Genomic DNA, 13205 nt, shown 5'->3' with positions numbered 1-13205 from the left:
AAAAAATATGTTTAAACAATTAATACACCGTACTTTATTAGTTGGCTTTCTTTCAATAACGGCATTAACAGGCTGTAATGATGAAAAACCAACAGAAAACACCACTCAAGTCGAACAAAAAAATGAAGTTGTCGTGGCTATTTATCGTGATGGTGCAATGAATATGCTTGATGCTGCCAGTTATAATGGCCCTCATTTTGTCTTTAAGATGATTTATGACGGTTTAACAGAAGATGGCGGCGAAGGTCAGATTATTCCAACATTAGCAACTAGTTGGGATATCTCAGAAGATGGTAAAACCTATACCTTTAAACTGCGCGAAAATGTGAAGTTTTCAGATGGCACTCCGTTTGATGCCGATGCGGTTATTTTTAACTTAAAACGTTGGGTGAATAATCCTCGTTATAGCCAAATTACCGCAACATTAGTAGATTCAATGGAAGCCATTGATAAATACACTGTGCGTATTACTTATAAAAATCCTTCTTATCCTATTTTAATGGAAATGACCTATCCTCGACCTGTGCGCTTTTTAAGCCCAGCGTCGTTAGGTGAAGACGGTAAAACCTTTACTAAGCCTGTCGGAACAGGCCCTTGGATGCTAGAAAGTTATGAAAAAGATAAAAGCTTTACGCTGGTGCCAAATCCTTACTATTGGGGTGAAAAACCAAAGTTAGATCGCATTATCTTTAAAGTTGTTCCTGATGGTCAGGCGCGTGTTTTTGCCTTACAAAGTGGTGAGGTAGATATTATTGGCGGTGATCTGATTGGTAAAATCCCGATGGGAAATATTCAGGAACTAGAACAAGATAAGAAATTTGAAACATTTACCGCTGATACATTAAGTTCCCACTTTATTGCATTTAACCAACGTACACCTGAATTACAAGACAAGCGTATTCGCCAAGCGATTAATTACGCCATTGATAAAAAAAGCATTGCGGAAGATCTCTTTAATCATATTGGTAAAGAAGCGACCGGAATGTATCAATCAGGCGTGCCTTATGCGAATGCAAAAAATAACACCACATTAGCGGGTGATAAAGATAAAGCGCAGGCATTATTAATTGAGGCTGGATATAGCAAAAATGTCCAAGGAATTTTTGAAAAAGAAGGTAAGCCTTTAGCTTTTTCTTTCTTGCTAACAACAGACGAATTTCCTGAATGGAAAACCCTTGCCGAATTTATTCAAGCAGAATTAGCGCAAACAGGTATTCAAGTTAATTTAAAAATACTCGATCGTAATGGTTATACCCAATCCACCTTAGAATCAAAAGATTTTGATATGGCTTTAATGCGCACGGCTTCAGATTCATGGATGCCTCATAGCTCTATGCTAGAGATCTACGATATTCAAGCTAATAATCAGCAAGCTAAAGCATGGTATGACGAAAATCTCTCGGCGATGATTTATAAAACGTTAGCGACATTAAACGAAGAAGATCGCCAAAAAGGTTATGACGGCATTATGACCTTTATTAGTGAAGAGGCGATCACCGCACCGGTTTATCATCCTGTGACAAACTTTGCCATTAATCCTAAGAAGGTGGCTAATTTTGAAGTGGGTGTAAATAACTACGCGCCTGTTGCATGGGAAAAACTCACTGTACCTCATACATCTGAAAAATAGTCTCTACGGCGCTCTTTGCTAGCTATATCAGATCTTAGTCGCGCCGTGATTTTGCTTATTTATTTTAGTTTACTTACTGGTAGGTTTTGTTATGCAGGACTCAAAAGATAAATTATTAAAAAATTGGACAGAGGGTGCTGAGAATTACAGTAATTTGATCCAATTAGAATTAAACTGTTTCCAACGAGAAGCGTGGCTAAATATTATTCATGAATATTGTGGTCAACACGGTAAATTAAAGGTGCTGGATGTGGGAACAGGCCCCGGTTTTTTCTCTATTATTATGGCGAAAGCAGGGCACAAAGTAACGGCAATAGATTGCACTGATGCGATGGTTGATGTCGCTAAGAAAAACTTTGAAACTTACCAAGTTGATGTCGATGTAATGCAAGGCGATAGCCACTCTTTACCTTTCCCTGATGATCATTTTGATTTGGTGATTAGCCGTAATGTGGCATGGACGTTATTAGATGCCAAACAAGGTTATAAAGAGTGGTTACGAGTCTTAAAACCGGGAGCAAGAACACTGATTTTTGATGCTAACTGGAATCGCTATTTATTTGATGACGGCTTAAATCAGAAAAATAGTGAAGATATTGAAGCCTATACTGCACTGTTTAATGAAAAGCCAGCAGGGTATAGCGATGCAATGCTCGATTACCGTAAAAGTATGCCGATGTGTCAAAAAATTAGACCACAATGGGATCTTGAGACGCTAGTTACCCTAGGTTATTCAGAACTAACCTGTTTAACTAATATTAATGAGCGAGTGTATGACGAAAAACGTAAAGTGCTTTATCGCTCAACACCAATGTTTATGATTGCAGCTAGTAAGCCTTGGGTAAAAGTGACTTATTAATTGCGATAAAAACAGAGTCCTATCTACGCGATTAAGAGTGGATAGGACTTTTATGATCTTTATAATTTTTTAATATTAAGATATCGAAATAGCAGTTTTAGGTGTTGCTTTTCTTTGGTGAAAATAAGCAGTAATAAGCAACATGGCATAAAATACGGCACCCATCATCCATAACAAACCATCCCAATAAGCGATGCTATAACTATAAATAAAGGCAAATAAGAGTGGCCCAATAATTCCGGTAATATTGGTTAGGCTCACCAGTGTGCCTTGTAATTTCCCTTGCGCATTATCATCGACAGATTTGGATAAATAGCCTTGTAATGCAGGTTGTCCCATTCCTCCGGCGGCTAAGCAAATTAATGCTGGCAAGATAACCCAAACTTGACCTATCCACGCTAATAATAAGCAACCCATCATATCAATAGACATGCTGATCATAATGGTGGTTTTTTCGCCCCACTTTTGTGCTAATTTCCCGGCAACAACGGCCTGAAAGAAAATATGTAATACACCCAGAACAGCCAAAGACATGCCGACAGAGGTTGTGTTCCAATCAAAACGGTATTGTGTAAACAACACCCAGATTGTGGCAGGAATTTGCCCGATAAGCTGGATAATAAAATAGGCTGCTAACCAAAAGTAGAGGCTTTTCTTAATAAAGCCAGTGACTGAATTTGATGCAGTTTGGTTTTGAGGCGTGCTATTGGCAACAATCGCTGCTCTTTTTTGCGTTTCACGGAAAAAGAGCAAAGAGAGGATTAATAATATCGAGTGTGAAATAGCGGCAAAGATAAACGGCGTATGAGCACTGATATCACCTAATATCCCCCCTAGCATTGGGCCAATAATAAGACCAACACCAAATGCGCCCCCTAAGAAACCAAAATAGCGAGTTCGATTTTTAGCAGGAGTCACATCGCTCATCGATGATGCACATACAGCACCTGTTGCACCCGTAATACCAGCAATGATGCGCCCAATATAGAGCATCCAAAGTGTGGTTGAGAATGCCATTAACAGGTAGTCGAGTGCGGCGCCTAAAAGGGAAAACAGCAAGATGGGCTTTCTGCCGTACTTATCAGACAGTCGTCCTAGAATAGGGGCAAAAATGACCTGCATGGTAGCATAGAGCGCTAATAGCACACCGTAATGGGTTGCCAGCGAATTTTCACTGACAAATTCATTTAATAGCGTAGGGAGTACTGGCATGATAAGCCCGATACCAATGGCATCTAATACGGTGATCAGCAGTATAATAATAATTGATTTATTCATTGAGATCCTAAAAAATCTATCAGTGATAGAGTGGGTGTAAAATATCTCTATCAGTGATAGATTGTCAAGGCTATTTTATTCTGAGGTAGGTAATGGCAAAGCTAGATAAAGAACAAGTTATTGATAATGCGTTGATTTTACTTAATGAAGTTGGTATTGAAGGATTAACAACGCGTAAGTTGGCGCAAAAAATAGGTGTTGAGCAACCGACGCTGTATTGGCATGTAAAAAATAAGCGCGCTTTGTTAGATGCATTAGCAGAAACTATTTTGCAAAAGCATCATCATCATGTTTTGCCATTGCCGAATGAAACATGGCAGGATTTTTTACGAAATAACGCGAAAAGCTTTCGCCAAGCCTTATTAATGTATCGTGATGGTGGCAAAATTCATGCAGGAACACGTCCATCTGAAAGCCAATTTGAGACATCAGAACAGCAACTACAATTTTTGTGTGATGCAGGGTTTAGTCTATCTCAAGCTGTGTATGCATTGAGCTCTATTGCGCATTTCACATTAGGCTCCGTACTGGAAACTCAAGAGCATCAAGAAAGCCAAAAAGAGCGTGAAAAAGCAGAGACGGATGCTGTTGCCTATCCGCCATTATTAACCCAAGCCGTTGCAATTATGGATAGTGATAATGGTGATGCTGCATTTTTGTTTGTCCTTGATGTGATGATCTCTGGACTTGAAACAGTATTAAAGAGCGCTCAATAAATTTAAATTCGCTGACGTCCTTTTTGGCTAATTAATTGCCCTTGTATGTCAGCGATACCAATGTGGGCAATGCAACCTGCGTTAAATTGTAAATAGTCATCTTCGATGCCATCAGAGAAAATCACACCATTCTCTGGCATCAAAGATCCTAATTGCAGTGGTGAATCAGGCTCAATAGTACCAAAAGTCAGTGCAACACCAGTTGTTCTACTTGGAAACGGCTCTCTTACACTAAATTGTAGCTTTCGTTCACTCCAGCTAAAACCTTGTGACAGAGGGTGTGAAGCTTCTCCTGTAATTGCCATTGCGCCAGCAAGAATAGATTGAAACCATCCTGTTGATCCCAGTCCTGTTGATACAATAATGCCTGATGAAGATTGCACTTCTTCAGCGCCATTCCATTGCAAAATATACCGTGCAGAAGTGTGGCTTTTAGGACCAATAAATAAGTCATTAACCGCTAATAAGGATTGACCATCATTGGTTGTCGCTTGTGCAAAAGTGACTGTTTTAAATGGCATTTTTTTATTAATGGTATTAATGACTGTCTCTTTTAATTGCCCTATTTCAAAGGGTAATAATTTACCATCCCATCTTGATGGATCAGGGTTTATCGCAATGATGGGCTGTCCATTAAGGTATTTCAGCGTATTAGCTACAAGCCCATCTTGACCAATTACCACCACAATATCGTGAGGTGAGAATTGATAGCTAGGCAATAGACCTCTTTCTAAAAGTTGAAATCGTCCTAATGATTTTAAAATCAGCTCAGCTTCTGTGAGTTGCTTTTGATATAAATTGTGTTCATTGAGGTAATCCTTTACCTCAACATTGTTGTGTTCTAAATAGAATTTGGCTTGTGACCAAGTATTAAAGCGCTCAATTAATTCCTGTAAGCGGCTTTTTCTCATCACCAGCACAAAGCGAAAATCTTCGTTACGTTGCATTATTTACTGCCTTTTTTCATAAATTGGCTAAATAAATCAGGTGTGATATTCAACTCGCCGATTTTTCCTGAATTCAGCGCTAAGGTTTCAAATGCCATTGCCATTAATTGTTGTGAGTCCATTTTTGCTAGTGCCATTGCTTTTAGATTCTCAACGGGCAATTCGCGATAAGCACGCATGGTAGCTTCAATAGCATAAGCATCTGCTTCTGATTGTGTTCGCTGATTTTCAGCACTTAACGCGACCAGTTCTTTGCGTTTTGCTTCAGCATTAACCTTGGCTTCAAGGCGCTCTTTTTCAATTTCAGCTTGTTCGCGTAATAATGTACGTTCGTTTTCTAAACGTGCTTCTTCAATCTCTTGGCGTTTACGTTGAACAGATAAATCGGTTTCTAATTCAGCCTCTTTAATGGTGCGCTCTTGTTCTACTGAGAATTTACGACGAGCATAAATGGCATCATCGGCTTCTTTCAGTAAGGATTCTCTCGCTTCGGCTTCGAGTGCTTTTAAGGTTTCTGGTGATGGTGTGATTGCCGCTATAGAGACATCTAAAATCGCAATACCTAACGCCTCTAATGAGGGATGTTCAATTAATTGTTCCATCACCAAAGTCACTAATGATTGGCTAAGTAATAACGCTTCTCTAAGTGGTGTGCTTTGGATCTTCGCTTGAATTAAGGTTTGTGCAATACGTACAACACGATCACTGAGTTTGAGTGGATCTTCAGAGGCATACGATTTGCCGTTTTTGCTCAAGTTAAAGTTGAGTACTTCTGCGGCTTTTTCAGGTGCTTTAACCTGAAATGAGATTTGCCCTTGAATGCGTAAACCCTGAAAGTCCGAGGTTTGGAAGTTAAAAATAAAAGGTGCTTCTTGCGCGTTTAAAGGTAATGCCGCAATAGAGGTTGTGGCGGAGTTATACCAAAAACTCAAGCCTTTACCTTGTTGGCGAACGCGACCATTGACGGATTTGATAATGAATGTTGATGAATCAGCTTTAAAGTAATTTAAGTTAAACATAGTGTCTCTCCAATTAGTGTCCTTATGACAATAACTGAATTGTGTCCTATCGACACTATGCTTGTCAACTGATTTAGTGTCTTTATGACAAAATTTGATTTTTTGCTGTTTAGGCTTAAAATAGTTTCATCGTTTTCTAATAAAGCTTACGCCATGAATGAACAAGATTTTTTAGCCAGTTATAACCGTCGTGATTTCCTATCTCCACTGATCACCGTTGATGCCGTACTGTTTACTTACCATGAAGAGCAGTTAAAAGTGTTGTTGGTGAAAAGAGGGGAGCATCCTGAAAAAGGAAAATGGGGTTTACCCGGTGGATTTGTCGATGAAGTGCAAGACAAATGCCTTGAAGATACGGTGCTAAGAAAATTAAAAGAGAAAACGGGCGTGGTCCCCCCTTATATTGAGCAGCTCTGTTCAGTGGGAAATAGCCAGCGTGATGTAAGAGGTTGGTCGGTGACGGTTTGTTATACCGCGTTGATTGCACATCAAGCCTGTGAAGCACATATCGATACCGTGGATTCGGTGATGTGGTGCCCTATGGATGAAATTGCACAACAAAGCTTAGCGTTTGATCACCATGAATTAATTGCCCAATCGAGAGAGCGATTAAAGCAAAAATCACTCTATTCGATTGTTCCCGGGTTTGCATTACCAGAAGTATTTACCCTGCCAGAATTGCAACATGTTCATGAAATTTTGATTGGTAAAGAGATCCAGAAAAAATCATTTAGACGACGCATCGAGCAAGCTGACTTATTGATTGATACTGGAGAAAAACGCGCAGAAAGAGGACGCCCTGCAAGTCTGTATCGACTTAAAGAGGCGTCTGCGGATTATCGCTTTATTCGAAATCTTGAATTTTAATGGGCTGACATTTTACAAAGCTAGTTGTTTGACAAAGTCAGTTGTTTGACAAAGTAGTGAGCGCCATCTCGAATGGCGTCATCAGCCACTTTCATCATACGTGAGTAGTGTAAAAAGGCATGTAATGTGCCTGGATACATTTTATATTCACAAGCTAATTGATGGGCTTCTAAGGTTTTAAATAGTGTCACGCTGTCATCAATAAGTGGGTCATATTGTGCGCTGGCGATAAAGCAAGGTGGAATATCTTGCGTTAAATCGTTATTGAATAAGCAATAATAAGGTGCATCACGACTGCCAAGTGCGGTTAAATATGCATTATCATATTCTTCTAGATCTTGCTGGCGCAATCCATCCCATTCTCCCCCATAAAGGCGACGGCTGGTGGAATCGCGTAGGCCATATAATCCATACCAAAGCAAAACAGCACTAATATTGCCACAGTGAATTTGTTTGTCGCGTAGCCACAATACAGTAGCAAGAGATAACATTGCACCCGCAGAATCACCTGCAAAACCAATATGTTGTGTATTAATATCATAGTGTTTTGCATTTTGATGATAATACTGACAAACCTGTGCCGATTCATCAATGGCTTGAGGATAGCGAGCTTCGGGAGACAATGAATAGTCAATACCAATAACGGCACAACCGGTATAGCAGGCAAGCAGTCGCATAATGCGATCGTGAGTATCTAAATTTCCTAAAATAAAACCGCCACCATGCAAATAATAGAGTGTTGCGGGTGTTTTCTCTTTGGGTTTATAAAGACGTGTTAATACATTTCCATAAGAAGTACTCACCGAAATATCTTGTATGCTAAACATCTCTGGTGCATCTGCATTCCAATAACGCCTATCTTGATTATAAGCAAGACGCATTGATGAATAACCATCATTTTCTGGCGCAGGTTGCGGATTATCTGCATAAAATTGCATAACTTGCTTCATCTCTGGCGAAATAAGTTCTAGCACATTGATTTTATTTTTAGTTTTCATTCATGCCTCCAATTATCACTGTGGGGTATTGTAAATAATGAGGCTTAATAAACTGGGATCTTGATATCCAATATTGAACGTTAGCGCGAAATGGAAAGGGTGAGAGGTAAATATGTGATCTGACTTGGATTTAAATAAAAGGGCTAAAATAGGATTAATTGCACAGTTTTTCTTAACTAAATAACTCTGTTGGGAATAAAAATAGCTATTAGAAATGTTAATATATATAAACAATTAACTTGATTTAAAAATAAATAATGAAAAGAACGTTAGCAGTTTTGGGATTAATATGTAGCATTTTGTTGTTTGTCAAATACACAGTCAAAGAAATCAAAGAAATCAAAGAAATTCAAGCGATTCAAATAGATCCTGTTGATATACAAAAAGAAGTTGATAAAACAAGTAGCGAAAAGCCCAAATTACTATCACATAAACTTCCTGATTATCCAACACGAGCTCTAGACGCTAAACTTGAAAGTGATGTAGAAGTTGTGTTCGATGTTGATGAGAATGGGATAGTACAAAATATCAGAGTTTTTGAACCTGTTCATGTGGGATTTCATCGTTCAATTCGGCGTGCAATGAGAGAATGGCGTTATGAAACAGGCAAACCCACTAAAGATTTAAAAATAATCATAGAGTTCAGATTAGAGAACGAAAAAAGTTCTTATTAAAAAATGAGTATAAAGACTGAATTGATAAAAAGAGAATAACCCGCGATAAATTAAACGGATTATTCTCTTACTTTATTAATTTGACACTAATTGCACCACAACAAGTCGTCCGCCTTCTTCTGTCGATAATACAAATTGCAATCCATCTGTTAGTGCAATTTTATCGCCAATTGCTATCTGCTTTTTCTCTGGCAATACCATCAATCCATCAATACGCTCATTAACAAGCCACCATGTTGAATTGTGATAAACAAAATAACCTACACGCTTTTTCTGTTCATCGGTGGTGCGTTCATTAGGCGCAATAAGGCGATTAACATGCCAAGGAAAGAGTGATTGATTACTCCAAACCATTAAGCGGTGATCGTCGGGTCTGAAGCTACCGGCTTTTCGTGAAGAATAAAGATTTAAAATCGGCAATTGCCCTTTATATGGCGTATGACAATAAGGACAAACGGGCTGTGTTTTTCCTGAAAAAACATACCATTGCTGTTCACAATCTTTATTCTGACAAGGCTGAACTAAATCTACCGTTTTGACTAAAGCAGTTTCCCACTCATCTGCGGTAGGGCGTTGTGAAGGATCGTGCAACCCTGTAATAAAGGCTCTTTCAAAAAGAGGCGTTAGGTACGGGCCCATAATCGTGTATGGGATTTTTTCAGGATCTGCCCAAGGGAGAGATGACGGTTTTACCTGATTCAATTTTACCGCATTACTACGATCGGTTGGATGCTCAATAAACAGCGCTTTTTCACCCATAGACAATGTTTCATCACGCATTTCATCGTCAAGATCGTGAATTTTACCGCCACGTAATGGATGACGATAAAACAGATACATATAGATTAATACTGCAAGGGCGTGCCTATCGGTCGTAATACTTGGCAAGATACGGTTAGGATCTTCTTTCGGTAAATGGCTAGTTTTTACCACTTCTGGCGCAATAAAATCAGGTGTTCCCACAACATCAGGTGGGTATTTGCCGGGAACGACTAAACCGTCAATATCAATGACACAAGCATGACCTTGTTCAGGATCGATAAGGACATTTTTATAGCTTAAATCACTATGGCATAAGCCTGCGGCATGCATTCGACGCACGGCACGAGAGAGCAATAAACAGACTTTCAGGTAATTTAACAGATTGCCTCTTTCGCGAGGATCGAGAAATTTATTTTGGTTGTTGGCACTTGCAAACCATTTACCTTCTTTTTCTCGACCTTTTATTGCCAGAAAGTCGTTGTTTTTAGAACCATATTTAAAGAAAAAGTGGGATTGATAAGTCGGAACAACAATCCCAATCTTGCCTTGATGTTCGACAACATCTGTTGGCCAGCAAAAGAGGTTTTTCCAATATTCTCCGCCACTTTGCTCAAAGATATTGTGTCGATAAGAGCCTGTTATCATATCGATTCTATCTTTGGCTTGTGCATTCTGTTTTGTTTTATAGAAGGCAACAACATAGGTTCGGTCAGGGGAAAAATAGACATCTTTCATTGAGCCAGAGCCAATAATTTCATTGACGTACTGAACTGTTTTTCCACTTTGTGTTGTACAGGTAATGATCTCTGCCATGAAACTCACCCATTCTCTCTTTTATGATTACCAAGCCACAACCAGAGTGCGGTCATCGTGATTGCCTGCTGAAAAGAAATTCAGCCATTCAGCCAATGCCTTATCTGCATTTTCAGGAGAAGCTAAACAAGGCGATATTTCATCAATGAGTGCAGCCCATTTATTGGGATCTTGTAAGCCATTATCTGTTTCAAATACCGGATCAGACACCCCGTCCGTCATTAAAATAAGATGTGAAATTTCTTTCCACTTACCAATAATAATGCGTCGATTAAACTCAGTATCGTTGAGCGCACTATCATCAAGAAAACGAGTTTGCCCTGCATATTCACCACTATCAGGAATACCTAAAACGCGCACTTTTCCTGCGGGACCATAAGCCGCAATCGCACCATCTCCCATCCAAAATGAGGCAGCAAATAACTCATCATTGATACGCAAAGAAACCGTGGCTAATAACGTAGTCGAAAAAGATTTTACAGGCTCATTAATATGAATGGCTTCGTTTTTCAGGTTATTAATCGCTAATTGCGCCGCATTACGAAAGAGTTGAGCAAAGAAGCTTCCCACTTGATTAATGGCGTTGTTGTCATTCCATTGATGGATGGCTGCAAGATGAGGTTTAAATGCTTCATTCCCCTCGCTTAACTGTGATTTTAAATAGTGGCTTACGGTATTGATAGCAATGCGTGAGCCTTCACGAGAATAACGCGCACTACCCGCACCGTCCGCGACAATTAAAATATTCCATTGGCTTTGGTCATCGTGGTGAATGTGAAAATCATCATCACGGAATGTGCCTGCATGTTCATGAGAGCGACCGCGACGGCTTGCGCCTGCAATACGAATGCCTTCTTCAAGAATAAGTTTGCTATCTATATGCGCTTTGGGATAAGGGCTATCAGCGGGAGGCTCGTTGATTTGCCATAAGCTACGAGGATCAGGATTGATGATTAATAAGACGTCATTGTGATAGCGAATAGCATTAACAGACCAATGGACAACCAATGTGAAATTGCCACTTTTTGTCGGCATACCCACTAAGCAACGACTTTCAGGATCGAAGCTTATTCCAAGTGCTTCAGGAAAATCAATTGCTTCAATTTCGGCAATTTCGAGGGTATCTAGCTCTATATTGAGCGTAGAGTTAAACGCGGTACCTACTTTGGCATTAGAAAGAGTAATTTTTGCCGTAGGGCGTTGAATAATCGGCTTTTCTGTTGGCATTGGCGATGAGTGTGTTGGAATTTGTCCCGGTTTTAATGGGCTCTCTTCTGGTAATGACGTTTCTTCAGAGGCTAAATCGCGGGCTGGTGGCAATAACAGAAGAATAGGCTGTGCTTTGTCTTGTGATGTTATTTTTTCTGCCGTTTTTGCATTGATTTTATCAATAATAAAATCAATGTGTTGAGCGATTTCTGCATCTTCATACAGCGCAATAACCAGCTCTTCATGTACCGGAATGCGCTGTTGTGTCAGCGTGTCATCAATAATCAGTTTTGTGAGTAGGGCTTTTTTATCCATTAGCCTTTACCTCGTGTGACATCAAAGTCAGATTGGTTGCTGTTATCACCAAAGGTGATGTTGTTATCACACCAAGGGCAAATAACGGTTTCAGGGCCATTTACACAGAGCAATTTGCCACATTGGCAAACGGCAAAAGCAGTGGCATTACCACAATAAGGGCAACCCGGTGTGCCATGAAGTTCACTGGTATTAACTTGATATGCTGTGGCGCTGAGATCACTCCATGCAAAGTAATCTTCATTTAAGGTGTAGCAACCCGTTAAGTTAAAGCCATTAAGGTTGAGATTAAAATCCAGCCCTGAAGCTTTCATGGGTGGGCGTTCGTATTTCATTAAATAAGGTGAGCGTGTATGGCTACAACGACCAACAAAAGTGACACAAGATTCATCATAAGCACGCGCGACATCATCTTTCGCAAGACGAACAATATGCTCTGTTTGACTTAAAAGTGGTGGCGGCTCTTCGCCAACACTTCGGCTATGAGAAACCACCGACATCGTTATCCATTTAATAAAACGAGTAAAATCGCCTTCTTGGGCTTCGGTAAATAACAGTACATTTTCAGTTAATTGCGACAGTACATGTAAGTCTGCACTTAAACCTAATCCAATCGCAATTAAGTTAACTTTGTTGGCGTAGTGCGCTTTCCAGCGCTTGATCTCTTGCGCGTAATCATCGGTAGGTCTGCCGTCTGTTAAAAGATAAACGACAGGTTTCCAATCACCTTTTTGCTCAAGCGTGGTTTTTCTCACTTGAGTGTCGATTTGGTGAGAAAGCTCTCGTAATGCACTACCTAATGAAGTGCCTCCTCCTAATGGCAGTTGAGGAGGATAAAAAGAGACGACTTCAGTGAGTGGAACAATTGTTTTTGCAACACCCGCAAAGGCGATAATAGAAACATAAGCCGTTTCAAGGGCGTGTGGATCACGCCTAAGATCGCTAATAATAGTTGTTAGACCGTCATTCATCTTTTTTAGGTTTTCACCGATCATCGACTCTGAACAATCTAAAACAAAGAAAATGGGTAGCCTTCTCATTGTTGTACCTTATCACTTTATTGTGGCTGTTATGTATTGTGATGGATAAACCAAAGCCTGAATAAAATAAAAGCAAAG

At 39.7% G+C, this 13205-nt stretch carries 12 protein-coding genes; 5 read left to right on the top strand and 7 right to left on the bottom strand.

Annotation, left to right across the window (positions count from 1 at the left end; all coding sequences use genetic code 11):
* Positions 1-7: 7 nt before the first annotated feature.
* Both D7029_RS15865 and D7029_RS15860 read left to right on the top strand, forming a co-directional pair.
* Complete coding sequence (locus D7029_RS15865) at positions 8-1630, top strand: ABC transporter substrate-binding protein (RefSeq protein WP_194951204.1); 1623 nt, start codon at positions 8-10, stop codon at positions 1628-1630.
* Between the two features lie 91 nt (positions 1631-1721).
* Positions 1722-2489, top strand: coding sequence for a class I SAM-dependent methyltransferase (locus D7029_RS15860; protein ID WP_194951203.1), 768 nt, complete (start codon positions 1722-1724; stop codon positions 2487-2489).
* A 75-nt stretch (positions 2490-2564) separates the two neighbouring features.
* Here the strand turns inward: D7029_RS15860 and tet(H) are convergent, their stop codons facing one another.
* A complete protein-coding gene (gene tet(H), locus D7029_RS15855; RefSeq protein ID WP_194951202.1) occupies positions 2565-3767 on the bottom strand; it encodes a tetracycline efflux MFS transporter Tet(H) in 1203 nt (400 codons plus the stop codon).
* A gap of 92 nt (positions 3768-3859) precedes the next feature.
* Here tet(H) and tetR(H) point away from each other — a divergent pair, with 92 nt between their 5' ends.
* Positions 3860-4483: a tetracycline resistance transcriptional repressor TetR(H) gene (tetR(H), locus tag D7029_RS15850; protein ID WP_194951201.1), complete on the top strand. Its 624-nt coding sequence runs from the start codon at positions 3860-3862 to the stop codon at positions 4481-4483.
* A 2-nt stretch (positions 4484-4485) separates the two neighbouring features.
* On the opposite strand, the gene D7029_RS15845 is transcribed toward tetR(H), so the two are convergent.
* Both D7029_RS15845 and D7029_RS15840 read right to left on the bottom strand, forming a co-directional pair.
* Entirely contained in the window at positions 4486-5430 is a 945-nt protein-coding gene (locus D7029_RS15845; RefSeq protein WP_194951200.1) for a sugar kinase, read from the bottom strand.
* Positions 5430-6449: an SPFH domain-containing protein gene (locus tag D7029_RS15840; protein WP_194951199.1), complete on the bottom strand. Its 1020-nt coding sequence runs from the start codon at positions 6447-6449 to the stop codon at positions 5430-5432. The genes D7029_RS15845 and D7029_RS15840 overlap by 1 nt, the downstream gene beginning before the upstream one ends.
* A 153-nt stretch (positions 6450-6602) precedes the next feature.
* On the opposite strand from D7029_RS15840, the gene D7029_RS15835 reads away from it, so the two are divergent.
* Positions 6603-7316: an NUDIX hydrolase gene (locus D7029_RS15835; protein WP_194951198.1), complete on the top strand. Its 714-nt coding sequence runs from the start codon at positions 6603-6605 to the stop codon at positions 7314-7316.
* Positions 7317-7336: 20 nt separating this feature from the next.
* On the opposite strand, the gene aes is transcribed toward D7029_RS15835, so the two are convergent.
* Positions 7337-8314: an acetyl esterase gene (gene aes / locus D7029_RS15830; RefSeq protein WP_194951197.1), complete on the bottom strand. Its 978-nt coding sequence runs from the start codon at positions 8312-8314 to the stop codon at positions 7337-7339.
* Positions 8315-8571: 257 nt separating this feature from the next.
* Here aes and D7029_RS15825 point away from each other — a divergent pair, with 257 nt between their 5' ends.
* Positions 8572-8988: a TonB family protein gene (locus D7029_RS15825; protein ID WP_194951196.1), complete on the top strand. Its 417-nt coding sequence runs from the start codon at positions 8572-8574 to the stop codon at positions 8986-8988.
* A 75-nt stretch (positions 8989-9063) separates the two neighbouring features.
* Here D7029_RS15825 and D7029_RS15820 read toward each other — a convergent pair whose 3' ends face one another.
* The 3 genes from D7029_RS15820 to D7029_RS15810 are packed head-to-tail and all read right to left on the bottom strand — an operon-like array spanning position 9064 to position 13127.
* Positions 9064-10563: a helix-hairpin-helix domain-containing protein gene (locus tag D7029_RS15820; RefSeq protein WP_098941929.1), complete on the bottom strand. Its 1500-nt coding sequence runs from the start codon at positions 10561-10563 to the stop codon at positions 9064-9066.
* Positions 10564-10590: 27 nt separating this feature from the next.
* Positions 10591-12087 (bottom strand): PP2C family serine/threonine-protein phosphatase, encoded by a 1497-nt coding sequence (locus tag D7029_RS15815; RefSeq protein ID WP_228766702.1) that lies wholly within the window; start codon positions 12085-12087, stop codon positions 10591-10593.
* On the bottom strand, positions 12087-13127 hold the full coding sequence (locus D7029_RS15810; RefSeq protein ID WP_194951195.1) for a TerY-C metal binding domain-containing protein: 1041 nt from the start codon (positions 13125-13127) through the stop codon (positions 12087-12089). The genes D7029_RS15815 and D7029_RS15810 overlap by 1 nt, the downstream gene beginning before the upstream one ends.
* Positions 13128-13205 lie beyond the last annotated feature (78 nt).

Origin of the sequence: Proteus vulgaris, assembly GCF_016647575.1 — a bacterium.
In the GTDB taxonomy this organism is placed as follows: Bacteria; Pseudomonadota; Gammaproteobacteria; order Enterobacterales; family Enterobacteriaceae; genus Proteus; species Proteus mirabilis_B.
The sequence above is the reverse complement of the archived record's forward strand: the minus strand, read 5'-3'. Positions and strand labels throughout refer to the sequence as shown.

Bases quoted from the DNA above. Each gene is read 5' to 3' on its own strand.
- D7029_RS15865 (WP_194951204.1), top strand. From the start codon at position 8: ATGTTTAAACAATTAATACACCGTACTTTATTAGTTGGCTTTCTTTCA.
- D7029_RS15860 (WP_194951203.1), top strand. From the start codon at position 1,722: ATGCAGGACTCAAAAGATAAATTATTAAAAAATTGGACAGAGGGTGCT.
- D7029_RS15845 (WP_194951200.1), bottom strand. From the start codon at position 5,430: ATGCAACGTAACGAAGATTTTCGCTTTGTGCTGGTGATGAGAAAAAGC.
- D7029_RS15840 (WP_194951199.1), bottom strand. From the start codon at position 6,449: ATGTTTAACTTAAATTACTTTAAAGCTGATTCATCAACATTCATTATC.
- D7029_RS15835 (WP_194951198.1), top strand. From the start codon at position 6,603: ATGAATGAACAAGATTTTTTAGCCAGTTATAACCGTCGTGATTTCCTA.
- aes (WP_194951197.1), bottom strand. From the start codon at position 8,314: ATGAAAACTAAAAATAAAATCAATGTGCTAGAACTTATTTCGCCAGAG.
- D7029_RS15825 (WP_194951196.1), top strand. From the start codon at position 8,572: ATGAAAAGAACGTTAGCAGTTTTGGGATTAATATGTAGCATTTTGTTG.
- D7029_RS15820 (WP_098941929.1), bottom strand. From the start codon at position 10,563: ATGGCAGAGATCATTACCTGTACAACACAAAGTGGAAAAACAGTTCAG.
- D7029_RS15815 (WP_228766702.1), bottom strand. From the start codon at position 12,087: ATGGATAAAAAAGCCCTACTCACAAAACTGATTATTGATGACACGCTG.
- D7029_RS15810 (WP_194951195.1), bottom strand. From the start codon at position 13,127: ATGAGAAGGCTACCCATTTTCTTTGTTTTAGATTGTTCAGAGTCGATG.